Annotated in this window: 13 protein-coding genes; 9 read left to right on the plus strand and 4 right to left on the minus strand. The window is 63.5% G+C overall.

Going from position 1 to position 16,537, the window contains the following annotated elements:
• Nucleotides 1-178: 178 nt before the first annotated feature.
• Nucleotides 179-1,474, minus strand: coding sequence for a serine hydroxymethyltransferase (glyA, locus tag ACN0S5_RS15510; protein WP_417209633.1), 1,296 nt, complete (start codon nt 1,472-1,474; stop codon nt 179-181).
• Nucleotides 1,475-1,648: 174 nt separating this feature from the next.
• On the opposite strand from glyA, the gene ACN0S5_RS15515 reads away from it, so the two are divergent.
• Both ACN0S5_RS15515 and ACN0S5_RS15520 read left to right on the plus strand, forming a co-directional pair.
• On the plus strand, nt 1,649-2,410 hold the full coding sequence (locus tag ACN0S5_RS15515; RefSeq protein WP_417209635.1) for an NAD kinase: 762 nt from the start codon (nt 1,649-1,651) through the stop codon (nt 2,408-2,410).
• An 83-nt stretch (nt 2,411-2,493) separates the two neighbouring features.
• Nucleotides 2,494-3,345 carry a 2-keto-4-pentenoate hydratase gene (locus ACN0S5_RS15520; RefSeq protein WP_417209636.1) on the plus strand — a complete coding sequence of 284 codons (852 nt, stop codon included), beginning with the start codon at nt 2,494-2,496 and terminating at the stop codon, nt 3,343-3,345.
• A 43-nt stretch (nt 3,346-3,388) separates the two neighbouring features.
• Here ACN0S5_RS15520 and ACN0S5_RS15525 read toward each other — a convergent pair whose 3' ends face one another.
• Nucleotides 3,389-4,303, minus strand: a complete 915-nt coding sequence (locus tag ACN0S5_RS15525; RefSeq protein WP_417209637.1) for a hypothetical protein — start codon at nt 4,301-4,303, stop codon at nt 3,389-3,391.
• A 318-nt stretch (nt 4,304-4,621) separates the two neighbouring features.
• Between ACN0S5_RS15525 and prpE the strand changes: the two genes are divergently transcribed.
• Nucleotides 4,622-6,514: a propionate-CoA ligase PrpE gene (gene prpE / locus ACN0S5_RS15530; protein ID WP_417209638.1), complete on the plus strand. Its 1,893-nt coding sequence runs from the start codon at nt 4,622-4,624 to the stop codon at nt 6,512-6,514.
• Nucleotides 6,515-6,788: 274 nt separating this feature from the next.
• Here prpE and ACN0S5_RS15535 read toward each other — a convergent pair whose 3' ends face one another.
• The gene (locus tag ACN0S5_RS15535) at nt 6,789-7,766 is read right to left on the minus strand and encodes a hypothetical protein (protein WP_417209639.1); all 978 of its coding nucleotides are present in this window, start codon (nt 7,764-7,766) and stop codon (nt 6,789-6,791) included.
• Nucleotides 7,767-8,042: 276 nt separating this feature from the next.
• Nucleotides 8,043-10,322 carry an NADP-dependent malic enzyme gene (locus ACN0S5_RS15540; protein WP_417209640.1) on the minus strand — a complete coding sequence of 760 codons (2,280 nt, stop codon included), beginning with the start codon at nt 10,320-10,322 and terminating at the stop codon, nt 8,043-8,045.
• A gap of 225 nt (nt 10,323-10,547) precedes the next feature.
• Here ACN0S5_RS15540 and ACN0S5_RS15545 point away from each other — a divergent pair, with 225 nt between their 5' ends.
• The 6 genes from ACN0S5_RS15545 to ACN0S5_RS15570 all read left to right on the plus strand — a co-directional run bounded on the left by ACN0S5_RS15545 (nt 10,548) and on the right by ACN0S5_RS15570 (nt 16,530).
• Complete coding sequence (locus tag ACN0S5_RS15545) at nt 10,548-10,964, plus strand: cytidine deaminase (protein ID WP_417209642.1); 417 nt, start codon at nt 10,548-10,550, stop codon at nt 10,962-10,964.
• On the plus strand, nt 10,964-12,256 hold the full coding sequence (locus ACN0S5_RS15550) for a thymidine phosphorylase (RefSeq protein ID WP_417209643.1): 1,293 nt from the start codon (nt 10,964-10,966) through the stop codon (nt 12,254-12,256). The genes ACN0S5_RS15545 and ACN0S5_RS15550 overlap by 1 nt, the downstream gene beginning before the upstream one ends.
• The gene (locus tag ACN0S5_RS15555) at nt 12,256-13,458 is read left to right on the plus strand and encodes a phosphopentomutase (RefSeq protein ID WP_417209644.1); all 1,203 of its coding nucleotides are present in this window, start codon (nt 12,256-12,258) and stop codon (nt 13,456-13,458) included. Before ACN0S5_RS15550 ends, ACN0S5_RS15555 begins: the two co-directional genes overlap by 1 nt.
• Complete coding sequence (locus ACN0S5_RS15560; RefSeq protein ID WP_417209645.1) at nt 13,455-14,483, plus strand: adenosine deaminase; 1,029 nt, start codon at nt 13,455-13,457, stop codon at nt 14,481-14,483. The genes ACN0S5_RS15555 and ACN0S5_RS15560 overlap by 4 nt, the downstream gene beginning before the upstream one ends.
• Nucleotides 14,480-15,112: a uracil phosphoribosyltransferase gene (gene upp, locus ACN0S5_RS15565; RefSeq protein WP_417209646.1), complete on the plus strand. Its 633-nt coding sequence runs from the start codon at nt 14,480-14,482 to the stop codon at nt 15,110-15,112. The genes ACN0S5_RS15560 and upp overlap by 4 nt, the downstream gene beginning before the upstream one ends.
• A gap of 185 nt (nt 15,113-15,297) precedes the next feature.
• Nucleotides 15,298-16,530, plus strand: coding sequence for an SPOR domain-containing protein (locus ACN0S5_RS15570; protein ID WP_417209647.1), 1,233 nt, complete (start codon nt 15,298-15,300; stop codon nt 16,528-16,530).
• Nucleotides 16,531-16,537 lie beyond the last annotated feature (7 nt).

A 16,537-nucleotide genomic window follows, 5' to 3' on the forward strand; every position in this document is an offset into this window, starting at 1 on the left:
CAGGCATTTTCCCGTTCCTGTGCGCGCATAGCGGGCGCGAGAGGCTGTCTGGACATCGGGAAACCGGGCCTTGCCGGGGCCAGCCTGTGCGCGGACATGAAAAAAACCGCCGTGGAGAGGTCCACGGCGGTTTCATTGTTGCGGGGGGACGGCGGGGTGAACCCCGCCCTACGCAGGTTCAGAGTTCGGAGTAGATCGGGAAGCGGGCGCAGAGGGCTGCGACCTCGGCCTTTACCTTGGCCTCGACCTCGGCGTTGCCGTCTTCGCCATTGGCGGCCAGACCATCGACGACCTCGATGATCCAGTCGGCGATCTGGCGGAATTCGGCCTCACCGAAACCGCGTGTGGTGCCCGCGGGCGAGCCCAAGCGGATGCCGCTGGTCACGGTCGGCTTTTCAGGGTCAAACGGCACGCCGTTCTTGTTACAGGTGATATGGGCGCGGCCCAATGCCTTTTCGGTGGCGTTGCCCTTGACGTTCTTGGGGCGCAGATCGACCAGCACCACATGGGTGTCGGTGCCGTGGGTCACGGTGTCCAGCCCGCCCTTGATCAGTTGATCGCTGAGCGCCTGCGCGTTCTTGATCACCTGCTGCTGGTAGGTCTTGAACTCTGGCCGCAGCGCCTCGCCAAAGGCGACGGCCTTGGCGGCGATAACGTGCATCAGGGGGCCGCCCTGAATGCCGGGGAAGATGGCCGAGTTGAACTTTTTCGCCAGCGCCTCATCGTTGGTGAGGATCATGCCGCCGCGCGGACCGCGCAGGGTCTTGTGCGTGGTGGTGGTGGCCACATGGGCGTGCGGGAAGGGCGAGGGGTGCTCACCCGCGGCGACCAGACCGGCGAAATGCGCCATGTCGACGTGCAGATACGCGCCGACCATATCGGCAATCTCACGCATCTTGGCAAAGTCGATCTGGCGCGGGATGGCAGAGCCACCGGCGATGATCATCTTGGGCAGATGTTCCTTGGCCAGCGCCTCGACCTGATCGTAGTCCAGCAGGTTGTCCTGTTGGCGCACGCCGTACTGGATGGCGTTGAACCACTTGCCGGACTGGTTGGGTTTGGCCCCGTGGGTCAGGTGGCCGCCAGCGTCGAGGCTCATGCCAAGGATGGTGTCACCGGGTTTCAGCAGCGCCTGAAAGACACCCTGATTGGCCTGTGAGCCGGAATTGGGCTGCACATTGGCAAAACCGCAGTCAAACAGCTGCTTGGCACGCTCAATCGCGAGGTTTTCGGCCACGTCGACGTAATCACAGCCACCGTAATACCGCCGCCCCGGATAGCCCTCGGCGTATTTGTTGGTCATGACAGAGCCTTGCGCCTCCATCACCGCCTTGGAGACGATGTTTTCGGAGGCGATCAGCTCTATCTCGTCGCGCTGGCGGCCAAGTTCGCCGGTGATCGAGGCATAGAGTTCTGGGTCGCGGGAGGAGAGCGACTCGGTAAAGAAACCGGTGTCGCGGTGGGGGGCGTTCATGGCGCTGCTCCTTGTGGAATCCTAATGGCGCGTTTCGTATCGGAAACGCTGCTGTCTTCAAAGAACCTAAAGCGACGCAGCACACTATTCCAGCGGCAGCGGCGGTCGAACACTGGTCCTGCCGGATTACATGTGCTTCCATCCGACCCGAATGCAGACGACAGGAAACCCCCGATGACCTTAAGGATCGCCTTTTGCGCCTCGCGCGCGCCGATTGCGCAGGCGGCCCTTGCCGGGTTGACCCGGCGCTATGGCGACCATGCCGAGCAGGGGGCCGAGGCGATTGTGGCGCTGGGCGGCGACGGGTTCATGCTGCACACGTTGCACCGGACGCAGGCGCTGGAGGTGCCGGTTTACGGGATGAACCGGGGCACGGTCGGGTTCCTGATGAACGAATATTCGGAACACGGGCTGGTCGAGCGGTTGCGGGCGGCCGAAGAGGCGGTGATCAACCCGCTGATGATGCGCGCCACCTGTGTGGATGGGCACGACCATCATGCGTTGGCGATCAACGAGGTGTCGCTGCATCGGTCGGGATCACAGGCGGCGCGGTTGCGGATCAGCGTCGACGGGCAGGTGCGCATGGCGGAACTGGTCTGTGACGGCGCGCTGGTGTCCACGCCCGCCGGGTCCACCGCCTACAACTATTCGGCGCATGGTCCGATCCTGCCGATTGGCGCGGATGTGCTGGCGCTTACCCCGGTTGCGGCCTTTCGCCCGCGTCGCTGGCGCGGGGCCTTGCTGCCGAAATCGGCGGAGGTGACGTTTGAGGTGCTGGAGGCCGAGAAACGCCCGGTTATGGCCGAGGCGGACGGCGAGGCGGTGCGCGACGTCCTGCGGGTGCATATCCGGTCGGAACCGGATGTAGAGCACCGGGTGCTGTTCGACCCCGGTCACGGGTTGGAGGAACGTCTGATCCGGGAACAGTTCGTGTAGCAGGCGGGGGCGGCAAGTCTTGCCGATTGCCAGACTCGGGGCGCTGCGGCAGTCTGGGCGCAGGCGACATTCGGGAGGTTTTCATGTCCAGATCTATTGCTCTGCCCGCGATGGCAGGGGTTTTTGCTGTGGCCGCCGGGATGGCCTTTGCCGACTGCGCCGACGACGCGGCCATCGCTGCCTATGTGGTCGATTACATGGCAAAGACCCCCACCGCCGCGCTGATCCCCGACGGCACGATGGAGGATGCACGCTGCACGCAGGACAAGCTGGTCGCCGCGCTGGTTCCGCTGCTGGGTCCGGTGATTGGCTACAAGGCGGGATTGACCAGCACACCCGCGCAAGAGCGGTTCGGCGCGACAGAGCCGGTGGCGGGCGTTCTGTACCGCGACATGATGCTGGCGGACGGGGCAGAGGTGTCGGCGCAGTTCGGAGCGCGGTCGCTGTTCGAGGCGGATCTGATCCTTGTCGTGGGCGATGCGGCGATCAACGATGCGACCACCGCCGAAGAGGCGATTGCCCATATCTCGGCGGTGCATCCGTTCATCGAGTTGCCGGACATCGTCTATGCCGAGGGGCAGCCGATCAACGCGGTGACGCTGACCGCTAACGGGGTTGCGGCGCGTCTGGGGGTGTTGGGAACGGCGGTGCCGGTCGGGGACGGCATGTTGGCGGCGCTGGCAGAGATGACCGTAACGGTGCGCGACGCCGAGGGCGCTGTGCTGTCGCAAGCGCCCGGCGCGGCGGTGCTGGGCAACCCGGTCAACGCCGCGCTGTGGTTGATGTCAAAGGGCTATGTGCTGAAAGAGGGCGACCTGATCTCTGTCGGGTCCATCGGGCCGTTGCTTGCCCCGCCGCAGGCCAAGGGGGCTGCCAGTGTCAGCTATGACGGATTGCCCGGAAACCCGGTGCTTTCGGTGACGTTTACGGACTGACAGTCTTGCCGGGGCCACGGATTATCGGCCCCGGCGCACCGTGTCACTGTTGCTGCGGTTTCAGTTCAAACCCGTCCAGTTCATAGCGCCGCCCGCAGGGGCCGGCGTCATCGCCGTCACCGCAGCGCGCACCCTGAAGGCTGAGGGTCAGAACGCCCGGTTGCCCGGTCAGCGCCGCGTCCTGAATGGCATCCAGAAAGACCCGGCGATAACGCCCGTCCTCTAGCCCCAGCCAGAAAGAGGTGAGGCAGCCCGCCGGGCCGCAGACCATGTCGGGGGTGCTGTCGCAGACCATCGCGCCATGGTTCACCCGCAGGTCCATCGGCGGTTTGCCGTCGATGTCGATGGCGACGTCGAAATTCTCGCCAACGGTCAACTGGCCGTCCAGCACGGTGCAGGCCTCGCGCATGTCGCCAAGGATCTTCGTGGCCGGATCGCCAAGCGTCCGCCGCTCAACCTCGCGCGCGGCGAAATCCGGTTGCGGGCAGTATTGTTCCACCGCCGAAATCGCGTTCTGGCTGCCGATGAGGGTAAAGCGATGCACCTCTGGCGCGGCGTCGCTGCTGTACCAGACATGCAGTTGCGCCCGAATTCCGGCCTTCAGACGCTGGATGCCGCGCAGGTGGGTTTCCTCCAGCGGGGCGTGAAAGCTTTCCAGCCCGCTCTGGCTGAAATCCAGCGATCCGGCCAGCTGCGAGCCGACGAAAAGCAGCGTGTCCAGCCGCGCCGCCGCCACCATTCCGGCCATGTTCTGCGAGGTCAGGCGAAAGGCCAGCGGGTCACCCTGCGTGCAGCCAAGTTCCAGGCACAGCACCTCGTCGGTCCCGTTGCAGACGCGGGCGGTGTGGACCGCCGCCCCTTCGCCGCCGATGAATTCCCAATCCGCGCGGGCGGCGCTGCTCCAGACGCAGGCGGCCAGTATGGCCAGGATCAGCGTCTTGAAGGCATTGCTTTGCATGGGGAATCTCCTTTGGACCGTTCGGGGGATGAGTCCACGTGCCCGCCGTGAGGTCAAGCCATGTGACCGATCACATCTGCGCAAGTGGCATGACCCCGGTCAGGCCTGCGGTTGGCGGCAGAGTTGCCGGAGGCCATTTGCAGTTTTGCAAATGGCGCTCTACGTCAAAGAAGACAGCAATAATCGGAGGGGTTTGCAAATCTTTGCAGAGAGATTCCGCAAATCTTCTGCGGTATTCTGTCCTGTCCGTCGGTAACAGACTTGCTTGCCAAGCAGGCCAGCGCCTAAGCCGCTGGCAGGGAAAAGAGGAGGCACTCCATGGGGTATCAAGACGTTTACGACAGCTGTCAGGCTGATCCGGAAGGGTTCTGGATGACGGCAGCCGAGGCAATCGATTGGGACCGGAAGCCTTCGAAGGCGCTCTTCGACAAAGGCGACCACATGTATGAGTGGTTTGCCGACGGGATGGTCAACACCTGCTGGAACGCCGTCGACCGCCATGTCGAAGGCGGACGGGGAGAACAGACGGCGATCATCTACGACAGCCCGATCACCCATACCAAGCGCGAGATTTCCTTTGTCGAGTTGCGCAACCGCGTCGCCAATCTGGCCGGAGCCCTGCGCGCCAAAGGTGTCGAAAAGGGCGACCGCGTCATCATCTACATGCCGATGATCCCCGAGGCGCTGGAGGCGATGCTGGCCTGTGCTCGGCTGGGCGCGGTGCATTCGGTTGTTTTCGGCGGTTTTGCCTCAAACGAACTGGCGGTGCGGATCGACGACGCCAAACCCAAGGCGATCATCGCCGCCTCCTGCGGGATGGAGCCGGGCCGCGTCATCCATTACAAGCCGCTGCTGGACGGCGCGATTGATCTGGCCACGCACAAGCCCGAGTTTTGCGTGATCTTTCAGCGTGAGCAGGAAGTGGCGAAGCTGATCCCCGGCCGCGACTATAACTGGCATGGCTTCCAGTATGGTGTAGAGCCCGCCGAATGCGTGCCGGTCGAGGGCAACCACCCGGCCTATATTCTGTATACCTCTGGCACCACCGGCCAGCCCAAAGGCGTGGTGCGCCACACCGGCGGGCATCTGGTGGCGCTGAACTGGAGCATGAAGAACCTCTACAACGTCGATCCCGGCGATGTGTTCTGGGCGGCGTCTGACGTGGGCTGGGTCGTGGGGCACAGCTATATCACCTACGCCCCGCTGGTGCATGGCAACACCACCATCGTGTTCGAGGGCAAGCCGGTGGGCACACCCGACGCGGGCACCTTCTGGCGGGTGATTCAGGAGCACAAGGTCAAGTCGTTCTTCACCGCGCCCACGGCCTTTCGTGCGGTCAAACGTGAGGACCCCAAGGGCGCGTTTGTCGGCAAATACGACCTCAGCGGGCTGAAAGCGGTCTATCTGGCGGGTGAACGGGCGGACCCGGACACCATCGTCTGGGCGCAGGACATGCTGAAGGTGCCGGTGATCGACCACTGGTGGCAGACAGAGACCGGCTGGTGCATCGCGGGCAACCCGTTGGGGATCGAGGAACTGCCGACCAAGCTGGGCAGCCCGGCCAAGCCGATGCCGGGCTATGACGTGCAGATTCTGGACGAGGCGGGCCACCCGGTTGGTCCTGATACGCTGGGGGCCATCGCGATCAAGCTGCCGCTGCCGCCGGGGACGCTGCCGACGCTGTGGCATGCCGAGGATCGCTTTCGCAAATCCTACCTCAACACCTTTCCCGGCTACTATGAGACCGGCGATGCGGGGATGAAGGACGAAGAGGGCTATCTGTACATCATGGCGCGCACCGATGATGTGATCAACGTCGCGGGGCATCGGCTGTCGACGGGGGGCATGGAAGAGGTTCTGGCGGGCCACCCGGATGTGGCGGAATGTGCGGTGATCGGCGTGACGGACCAGTTGAAAGGCCAGTTGCCGATGGGATTCCTCTGTCTGAATGCGGGCACGAACCGCCCCCATGAGGAGATCGTCAAGGAATGCGTCAAGCTTGTGCGGGAGAAAATCGGCCCGGTGGCGGCGTTCAAGCTGGCCTGCGTGGTGGATCGTCTGCCGAAAACTCGGTCGGGAAAAATCCTGCGCGCGACCATGGTGAAAATCGCCGACAGTGAGGAATTCAAGATGCCCGCGACGATTGATGATCCGGCGATTCTGGATGAGATCCGCGTGGCCTTGCAGGGGCTGGGCTACGCCAAGGGGTGAGCGTGTCCACATGTGGACAGCATTGCGCCTGTTGTAAATCAAGGGCTTACAGAGACGAATTTACTTTTCGTCAAGGAATGGCGGCCGCAAGGTCCGCCGTTTTGCCGTAAGGGGGGGCACGTCAGCGGGAGTGAGGATTGACGCGCAATGTCTGCTTCGAGTCCAAACTACCCACGACCGTGCCGAAGCTTCGCTGCGGTTGAATTCGTCCGCTCCCAGCCCGGAGCGGACGTGTAGTTTCAGAAGTTAAGCATGTCACAAAGCGCGTGTAACTTTATTGCGAACCACGAATTTTTACGTATTTTGCGATAGTTTTCACCCCTGAGTAAGCATACGTCGCTTGAGCTAAATTTATTGCTCTCCTGTCGTTGGAAATAAATACATCGCAGCGCGCAGCATTCTCAATGTGCCGACAATCACGGAATTGGGATTGAAATCTCTTTCTTCGGTTTGACTGGCCACCGCTCTTGACTTTGCGGTCGCGACCAACACCCTGAGTGAACAGAAAAAATGCTAAGCCAGTCAATGTGCCATTTTCTACGTAAACTCCATCTGGCCAGATTTTACTTGGGAACAAGCCGCGTAAGTGTTGAGCCGCATCAGAGCCGATTTCCCCAAAAATGAAATTGGCAACGTCCTCTGTCGGAAGCTCGTCAATTCGACTAAATCTCTTGTTCCATTCGCTATCGGTCTGAGGCTGTTGTGCCAAGCCTTCTTTTTTCAATGCTTTTACATCCAGAGAGAGTAAAGAGGCGAGAAGCTGTTGACGGATGGGCGCCGTGTCACACAGCCCATAGGTTTCGCGACTGAGCTCTTCTATCCAAAGATCGAGTTCAACCTCCAGTTCACGCATTAACTCTTCTGCTTCCAGTTCGCCTAGCCACCCCAAGGCGAATTGTGAGACTGTCATTAAAGAGCTCAGAAAGGTTAGACTCTTGCTGGCAAAGTCAGGTTCGCACTTAATTAAGTCACCGGCCATATTAGACTTGATGGCAAAGTGCTTTTCTAATCTCTCTGTTGGCTGGATGTAACAGGCATCAATCTCATCGAGAACCCTTATATACTTTTCTGGCCGGAAGAATGCCTGACATTCTTCCACGTGAACATCTGAGTAGACAAATGCGGCCCCACGCTCTCGAAACTGCTCTAGCACCCGTAATAAATCCTCCTTAGCAGATTCCCCCTCAAAAAGATGACCTAAAATGTTCTGATCCAAATAAACGGTAAATTTTACAGCGCCTTCCAAAATCACAAATCAACTCCTTAAGAAGGATCTCTAGCTGACCAGTTGCGATCAAAATGTGATCCCATTCGTGTAATCTATTGCACATCCCATCTTGGGTTTATGCAAGCCCGGATTTTGGCCAGACTTTGCAAAGTCCACTCCCTGCACAGAGCCGTCACTCCGCACGTTCCAGGCTGCGCGTGCAGCAAATGGCAGCAAAGTCCGCACAGCCGAACTTCAGGCGCAAACGGCCCCACCCCCTCCAAACGGCGGGCCGCAAAGCCCGCCGTTCTGCCTGCCGGCTCAGCCGTAGTGCGCCACCGGTGTGCCCGCGATGGCGGCCATGTTGAGCAACCCGCGCGCGGTGATTGAGGGGGTCACGATATGGGCGCGGTTGCCCATGCCCATCAGGATCGGGCCGACCTCCAGCCCGCCGGACTTCATCTTGAGGATATTGCGCGTGGCCGAGGCCGCGTCGGCGTGGCCGAAGATCAGCACGTTGGCCGCCCCCTGCATCCGGTTGCCGGGGAACTGGCGTTCGCGCAGATCGACGTCCAGCGCGCTGTCGACGTTCATCTCCCCCTCGTAGCAGAAGTCGCAATCGCGGGCGTCGAGGATCTGCATGGCGTCGCGCAGGCGCAGCCCGCTGTCGGATTGCTGGTTGCCGAACTGCGATTGTGAGCAGAGCGCGATCTTTGGTTCGATCCCGAACCGGCGGACGTGGCGCGCCGCGCCGATGGCGGTTTCGGCCAGTTGCTCGGCGGTGGGCTGCTGGTGGACGTGGGTGTCGGCGATGAACAGCGGCCCGTCTTCGAGGATCATCAGCGACAGCGCCGCCTGCGGGTGGTGTTTGGCGTCGCCCAGCACCTGCCGGATGTAGTTCAGGTGCCAGAGATATTCGCCGAAGGTGCCGCAGATCAGGCTGTCGGCCTCTTCGCGGTGGACCATGATTGCGCCGATGGCGGTGGTGTTGGTGCGCATGATCGCGCGGGCCAGATCCGGCGTCACACCGCGCCGGGCCATGATCTCATGGTAGCTGTTCCAGTAATCGCGGTAGCGCGGATCGTTCTCCGGGTTGACGATGTTGAAGTCCCGCTCGGGCCGGATTTCCAGCCCCATACGCTCACACCGGGTGGCGATGACCTCGGGGCGGCCAATCAGGATCGGCTGTTCGGTGGTTTCCTCAAGGATCGCCTGCGCGGCGCGCAGCACGCGCTCATCCTCACCCTCGGCAAAGACGATCTTGCGCGAGGCGGTGGCGGCGGCCTGAAACACCGGGCGCATCAGCAGTGCGGATTTGTAGACCGAGGCGTCCAGCTTTTGCTTGTAGGCCTTCAGGTCGTCCAGCGGGCGCAGGGCGACGCCGGACTCCATCGCGGCGCGGGCCACGGCGGAGGAGACGATGCCCGACAGGCGCGGGTCAAAGGGTTTGGGGATCAGGTAATCGGCCCCGAAGGTCAGTTGCTCGCCGCGATAGGCGGCGGCGGCCTCGGCGCTGGTGGTGGCGCGGGCCAGCGCGGCGATGCCCTCGACACAGGCGACCTGCATGGCGTCGTTGATCTCTGTTGCGCCCACATCCAGCGCGCCCCGGAAGATGAAGGGGAAGCAGAGCACGTTGTTGACTTGGTTCGGGAAATCGCTGCGCCCGGTGGCGATGATGGCATCCGGCGCGGCCTCGCGCGCGAGGTCCGGCATGATTTCCGGCGTCGGGTTGGCCAGCGCAAAGATGATCGGGCGCTTGGCCATGCGGCTGACCTGTTCGGGCTTCAGCACGCCGGGACCGGAGAGGCCAAGAAAGAGGTCCGCGCCGTCGATCACATCGTCCAGCGTGCGCAGGTCGGATTTCTGGGCAAAGGCGGCCTTTTGCGGGTTCATGTCCTCGGCCCGGCCCTCAAAGACCAGCCCGTGAACGTCGCACAGCCAGATGTTTTCGCGTTTGACCCCCAGTTTCAGCAGCATGTTGAGGCAGGCGATGCCAGCGGCGCCCCCGCCGGTGCTGACCACCTTGATGTCGCCCCAGTCCTTGCCCGCCACATGCAGCGCGTTGGTGGCCGCCGCGCCGACGACGATGGCGGTGCCGTGCTGGTCGTCGTGGAAAACGGGGATGTTCATCCGCTCGCGGCAGATCTTTTCGACGATGAAACAATCGGGGGCCTTGATGTCCTCAAGGTTGATGGCGCCAAAGGTGGGTTCCAGCGCGCAGACAATCTCGGCCAGCTTTTCCGGATCGGGTTCGTTCACTTCGATGTCGAAACAGTCGATGTTGGCGAATTTCTTGAACAGGACGGCCTTGCCCTCCATCACCGGCTTGGAGGCCAGCGCGCCGATGTTGCCAAGGCCCAGAACGGCGGTGCCGTTTGTCACCACGGCCACAAGGTTGCCGCGGGTGGTGTAGCGGGCGGCATTGGCCGGGTCTGCCTTGATCTCAAGGCAGGCTTCGGCGACGCCGGGGGAATAGGCGCGGCTGAGGTCGCGGCCATTGGCCAGCGGTTTGGTGGCGCGGATCTCCAGCTTACCGGGGCGCGGGTTTTCGTGGTAGAACAGGGCCGCCTGTCGCAGCGAGTCATTGGTGGTGTCGGTCATAAAGAACCCCTCCCGAAGAATTTGTTTAGTGCTAAACGACCCCGGTGTCCCACGGCAAGAGTCGCGCGTCCGATAGCAGTTTCAGGATACGATTGAAAACGAAATCCCGATGCCCGCCCCGGCGGATCGTCGCTGTTTCGCGCTAACATTCGGGCCGCTGCGCCCCTTGCATTCCGCAGGCCGCCTCCGCAACATGGGGCGCGGTCATCGAGAAAGCCCCACCCTATGTCCAATCCCCCTTCTGAAGTCGCCGAGCTTGCCGCCGCCGCCCGCGCGGTGCGCGAGAACGCCTATGTACCCTATTCGCATTTCAAGGTCGGCGCAGCCCTGCGCGCGCCCTCTGGCGCGGTTTACGTCGGCTGCAACGTGGAAAACGTCGCCTATCCCGAGGGCACCTGCGCCGAGGCGGGGGCGATTGCGGCAATGGTCGCGGCGGGCGAGACAGAGATTGTTGCCGCCTATGTCATTGCTGACAGCGCGCATCCGGTGCCGCCCTGCGGCGGCTGTCGGCAGAAATTGTTCGAATTTGCGCGCGGTGACGTGTTGGTGACGATGGCCACGGTGGATGGCGGCGAAGAAACGGTGCGTGTGGCGGATCTGCTGCCCGGTGCCTTTGCCAGCACGCATATGGACCGCGCCTGATGGATGCGCGCGGGATCATCGGCGAGCTGCGCCGTGGCGAGGACCCCGCGCCACGGGAACTGGCATGGTTCGCACAGGGGTTGGCCGATGGCACGGTGAGCGCGGCGCAGGCCGGGGCCTTTGCCATGGGCGTGTGTCTGCGCGGGTTGTCAGAGGCGGGGCGCGTGGCGCTGACGCTGGCGATGCGGGATTCGGGGCATGTGCTGGATTGGGACATGGACGCGCCGGTGGTGGACAAACATTCCACCGGCGGCGTGGGCGATTGCGCGTCGCTGGTATTGGCCCCCGCGCTGGCGGCCTGCGGGGTCTACGTGCCGATGATCTCTGGCCGGGGGCTGGGCCATACCGGCGGCACATTGGACAAGCTGGAGGCGATCCCCGGCTATTCGGTTGGCGTGGACGAGGCGTTGCTGCGGCATGTGGTGGCGGATGTGGGCTGCGCCATCGTCAGTGCCTCGGCCGATATCGCGCCGGCGGACAAGCGGCTGTACGCGATCCGCGACGTGACCGGCACGGTCGAGAGCCTTGACCTGATCACCGCGTCGATCCTGTCCAAAAAGCTGGCCGCCGGGCTGCAGTCACTGGTGCTGGACGTCAAGACCGGCTCTGGGGCGTTTATGAAAACGGTCGCAGAGTCGCGGGCCCTGGCGGGGGCGCTGGTGAGCACGGCAAACGCCGCTGGCTGCCCGACAACCGCGCTGATCACCGATATGTCACAGCCGCTGGCCCCGGCGTTGGGCAACGCGCTGGAGGTCGACGTCTCGATGGCGGTGCTGACCGGGCAGGCCAAGGGGCCGCTGCTGGACCTGAGCATCGCGCTGGGGGCGGAACTGCTGGCGACGGCGGGGATTCCCGATGGCGAGACCAAGCTGACCAAGGCGATCACCTCTGGCGCGGCCGCCGAACGGTTCGGCAGGATGGTTTATGCGCTGGGCGGGCCGCTGTCCTTTGTCGACGACTGGCGGCGCTTTCTGCCGGAGGCGACGGTGATCCTTGAGGTGCCCGCGCTGGAGGATGGCTATGTGACGCAGATCGACGGCGAGGCTTTGGGGCTGGCGGTGATCGACCTTGGCGGCGGGCGGCGGGTCGAGACCGATGTGGTGGACCCGGCGGTGGGCTTTTCCGACGTGGTGCGACTGGGCGACAAGGTGGTCAAGGGCCAGCCCTTGCTGCGGGTCCATGCGGCGCGCGAGGAGCAGGCCGCCGCTGCCGCGCAGGCGGTGCTGGGCGCGATCAGGATCGGTGACACGGCCCCGGCGGATGTGCCTTTGGTTCTGGAAAGGATCAGTTGATGCGCGCCTTTCTGGTGGTGATGGATTCGGTCGGGATTGGCGGCGCGCCGGATGCAGCGCGCTTTTTCAACGATGGGGTTCCGGACAGCGGGGCCGACACGCTGGGCCATATCCTTGATGCCTGCGCACGGGGGGAGGCCGAGGCGGGCCGCAGCGGCCCGTTGCACCTGCCGACACTCGACGCGCTCGGCCTGTTTCATGCCGCTGACCTTGCCTCTGGCGGGGCGCGCGCCGGGGCTGCCGCGCCGTGTGGCCTGTGGGGGGCGGCGACGGAGGTGTCCAAGGGCAAGGACACGCCCTCGGGCCATTGGGAACTGGCCGGGCTGCCGGTGCCGTGGGACTGGCACTATTTCCCGAACACCAGCCCCGCCTTTCCCGAGGATGTAACCGCCGAGGTCTGCCGGATTGCCGGTGTCGACGGTATCCTTGCCAATTGCCACGGCTCCGGCACGGTGATGCTGGACCGCTTTGGCGCAGAGCATATCCGCACCGGCCAGCCGATCTGCTACACTTCTGCCGACAGCGTGTTCCAGATCGCCGCGCATGAGGAGCACTTTGGCCTGCAACGGCTGCTGGATCTGTGTGAGGCGCTGGCCCTGACCCTGCACAAGATGAAGGTAGGCCGGGTGATTGCGCGCCCCTTTGTGGGCGAGCCGGGCAACTTCACCCGCACCGGCAACCGGCATGACTATGCCATTCAGCCGCCCGAACCTGTGCTGACCAACTGGGTGCAGGACGCCGGTCGCCGGGTCTATGCGGTGGGCAAGATCGGCGACATCTTTTCCATGACGGGCATCGACGAGGTGCGCAAAGGCGACGATGCCACGCTGATGGGGCATTTGTCCGACCTGATCGACGGGGCCGAGGACGGCAGCCTGACATTCGCCAATTTTGTCGAGTTCGACAGCCTGTATGGCCACCGCCGCGATGTGTCGGGCTATGCGCGGCATCTGGAATGGTTCGACGCGCAACTGGCGGCGCTGCTGCCGCGCCTGCGCGACGACGACATGCTGGTGCTGACCGCCGATCACGGCAATGACCCGACATGGATCGGCACCGACCACACCCGCGAGAGGGTGCCCGTGCTGGTCGCGGGCAAAGGCGCGGGCCGTCTGGGGCAGATTGCGTTTACCGATGTCGCCGCCTCGATCGCCGCGCATCTTGGGGTGCCCGCGCAGGGCCCCGGAAGGAGTTTCCTGTGAGAGACCGTGACCCGATCACCGACGAAGACGAATTGCACCGCATCGCCAACCTGCCCAAGGTCGAATTGCACCTGCATTTCGAAGGCGCGGCACCGCCTGCTTTTATCCGCGGTTTGGCGAAGGAAAAGAAGGTCGATATCAGCGGGATCTTCAACGAGGACGGCTCTTACGCGTACCGCGATTTCTGGCACTTCCTTGAGGTTTATGAGGCGGCCACGTCGGTTCTGAAGACGCCCGAGGATTTCGCGCGGCTTTGCACGGCGTTGCTGGAGGAAAGCGCGCGCAACGGGGTGGTTTATTGTGAGACCTTTCTGAGCCCGGATTTCTGCGGCGGCGGCGATGTGACGGCGTGGCGCGAGTACCTGCACGCCATCCGCGAGGCGGCGGATGCGGCAGAGCGCGACATGGGCATCACCCTGCGCGGGATCGTCACGCCGATCCGCCACTTTGGCCCGGAAAAGGCCAAGCGCGCCGCGCGCTGCGCCGCCGAGACGGCGGGCGACTGGATTGTTGGCCTTGGCATGGGTGGGGACGAGAAACAGGGCCGCCAGCGCGACTTTGCCTATAGTTTCGACATGGCGCGCGAGGCCGGTTTGCGGCTGACCAGCCATGCGGGCGAATGGCAGGGGCCGCAGGAGGTGCGCGAGGCGGTCGAGGATCTGGGCGTCGAACGCATCGGCCATGGCGTCCGTGCCATTGGCGATCTGGCGGTGGTCGACATGCTGATCGAACGCGAGATCACGCTGGAGGTCTGCCCCGGATCCAACGTCTTTCTGGGGGTGTTCCCCTCGTTGAAAGAGCATCCGATCGAGCGGCTGCGCGAGCGCGGCGTCCGGGTGACGGTGTCCACCGATGACCCGCCGTTCTTTCACACCACCATGAAGGACGAGTACCTCGGCCTTGCCAAGGCGCATCGATGGGACGAAGAGGTGTTCGCACAGATCAACCGCACCGCCCTCGACGCCGCGTTTTGCGATGTGGCCACCCGTGAGGCGGTCCTGAAAAAACTGGAGCCCCGCGCATGAGCCAGCATCTGACCGTCGTCGATCACCCGCTTGTCCAGCACAAGCTGACCCTGATGCGGGAAAAGGACACCTCGACCGCGAGTTTCCGGCGGCTGCTGCGGGAAATCAGCCTGCTACTGGCCTATGAGGTCACGCGTGAGATGCAGATGACCACCAAGCGGATCGAAACGCCCCTGTGCGAGATGGACGCCCCGGTGATCGAGGGCAAAAAGCTGGCGCTGGTGTCGATTCTGCGGGCGGGCAACGGGCTGATGGATGGCATTCTGGAACTGATCCCGGCGGCGCGGGTCGGCTTTATCGGGTTGTACCGGGACGAGGCGACGCTGAAGCCGGTTCAGTATTACAACAAACTGCCGGAACAGATGGGCGACCGCCTGACCATCGTGGTCGACCCGATGCTGGCGACCGGCAATTCCTCGGCCGCCGCAATTGATCTGGTCAAGGCCTCCGGGGCCAAGGACATCCGCTTTCTGTGCCTGCTGGCCGCGCCCGAAGGCGTCGCGCGGATGGCAGAGGCGCACCCGGATGTTCCGGTTATCACCGCGTCGCTGGATGAACGTCTGAATGAAAAGGGCTACATCGTTCCGGGGCTGGGCGATGCGGGCGACCGGATGTTCGGCACCAAATAAGGGGGGCGGGGGCGGTCGCGATGCCACCCATAGCGCGTGTGTTTCGCGGCCCGCGACAATCCTGGGGTTACGGTCCGATTTTCCGCGGCCCCTCTTGTGGACATCTCAAAGCCATTAACAATTTCAAGGCTTTACAGGACGCTTTCCGAAAGGGTATTCTACAGGTCACATCTGTGGGGGCAGACATGACCTTGAAAACGTTCTCTTTTTTTGCACTTCTCGTTTCCGGATTCGGAATTTCCTCTCTGCCAGTGGATGCGCAATCCTCGGGTAGGGACGTTCCGGTCAACTTTCCACCGGCCTCTTATACCGGCACCCAGTTCGTCGATAATCGCGGCTGCGTCTATGTGCGCGCGGGCTTTGACGGGGCGGTGACATGGGTGCCGCGCGTGTCGCGCCAGCGCCAGCAACTCTGCGGTCAGACGCCGACCTTTGGCAGCAAAACCGTCGCCGCGCCTGCCGCGCCGGTGCCGACCACAACAAAACCGGTGCAGATCACCGCGACGCCGCCGGTTCAGACGGTGGCCCCCGCACGGGTTCAGGTCACCACCACCGCACCCGCGCCGAAGAAGACCGTCAAGCGCACCGTGGTGCGCGCGTCCAAACCCGTCACCGCGCAAACCCCGCGCGTTGTGCGCCGGGTGCCCGCCGCCGCCGCCCCGGTGGCAAAGGCCCCGGTCAAGGTGGTGCCCAAGACGGTGGTGCAGGGCGGCTACGCCTGCGTCAACGGTGAGACGTTCCGCGTCGTGAACGGGATGAAGCTGCGCGCCAGTTGCGGCCCGCAGACCGCGCCGCATGCGACCGTCATTCGCCGTGGCGAAGCGCCCGCTCCGGGCAAGAACGTCTATTACAACAAGAACAGCTGGGAGGGCAGCAGCCTGACCCTGCCGCCCGAAACCCGCATCGTGCCGAAACACGTGCTGGAACAGCATGATCCGCAACTCGCCTATGTGCCCGAGGGCTATAGCCCGGCGTGGAAAGACGACCGGCTGAACTCTTACCGCGCATGGCAGACCGTGAAGGGCCATCAGGACACCCAGAAGGTCTGGACCAACACCGTGCCGCGCAAGCTGGTCACACAGGTCCGCCGACATGAGGTCAAGCCGCCGGTGATCGTCGGACAGGTCAAATCGCCGCTGCCGCTGACGCCGGTTGTGACCACCCGTGGCCATGCCCCCAAGGCCGCGAGCCAGCCCAAGGTCGCGACGGGCCGCTGGATCGAGATCGGGGCCTTTACCACCGCCGACAAGGCGCGCACCGCTGCGCATCGCCTGCAATCGGCGGGGCTGACGGTCCGCATGGGCAGCCACAAGAACCTGTCGCTGCTGCGGGTCGGGCCCTATGCGTCGCATGACCAGTTGAAGATGGCGCTGCGCCGGGTCCACATCACCGGCTATACACAGGCCTACATCCGCTAAGCACAAG

It is taken from the genome of Antarctobacter sp. (assembly GCF_048262615.1).
Classification (GTDB): domain Bacteria; phylum Pseudomonadota; class Alphaproteobacteria; order Rhodobacterales; family Rhodobacteraceae; genus Antarctobacter.

What these genes read in the sequence shown, in the direction of transcription:
- ACN0S5_RS15515 (WP_417209635.1), top strand. Translation starts at nt 1,649, where the DNA reads ATGACCTTAAGGATCGCCTTTTGCGCCTCGCGCGCGCCGATTGCGCAG.
- ACN0S5_RS15540 (WP_417209640.1), bottom strand. Translation starts at nt 10,322, where the DNA reads ATGACCGACACCACCAATGACTCGCTGCGACAGGCGGCCCTGTTCTAC.
- ACN0S5_RS15550 (WP_417209643.1), top strand. Translation starts at nt 10,964, where the DNA reads ATGGATGCGCGCGGGATCATCGGCGAGCTGCGCCGTGGCGAGGACCCC.
- ACN0S5_RS15570 (WP_417209647.1), top strand. Translation starts at nt 15,298, where the DNA reads ATGACCTTGAAAACGTTCTCTTTTTTTGCACTTCTCGTTTCCGGATTC.
- prpE (WP_417209638.1), top strand. Translation starts at nt 4,622, where the DNA reads ATGGGGTATCAAGACGTTTACGACAGCTGTCAGGCTGATCCGGAAGGG.
- ACN0S5_RS15555 (WP_417209644.1), top strand. Translation starts at nt 12,256, where the DNA reads ATGCGCGCCTTTCTGGTGGTGATGGATTCGGTCGGGATTGGCGGCGCG.
- ACN0S5_RS15520 (WP_417209636.1), top strand. Translation starts at nt 2,494, where the DNA reads ATGTCCAGATCTATTGCTCTGCCCGCGATGGCAGGGGTTTTTGCTGTG.
- ACN0S5_RS15545 (WP_417209642.1), top strand. Translation starts at nt 10,548, where the DNA reads ATGTCCAATCCCCCTTCTGAAGTCGCCGAGCTTGCCGCCGCCGCCCGC.
- glyA (WP_417209633.1), bottom strand. Translation starts at nt 1,474, where the DNA reads ATGAACGCCCCCCACCGCGACACCGGTTTCTTTACCGAGTCGCTCTCC.
- upp (WP_417209646.1), top strand. Translation starts at nt 14,480, where the DNA reads ATGAGCCAGCATCTGACCGTCGTCGATCACCCGCTTGTCCAGCACAAG.
- ACN0S5_RS15525 (WP_417209637.1), bottom strand. Translation starts at nt 4,303, where the DNA reads ATGCAAAGCAATGCCTTCAAGACGCTGATCCTGGCCATACTGGCCGCC.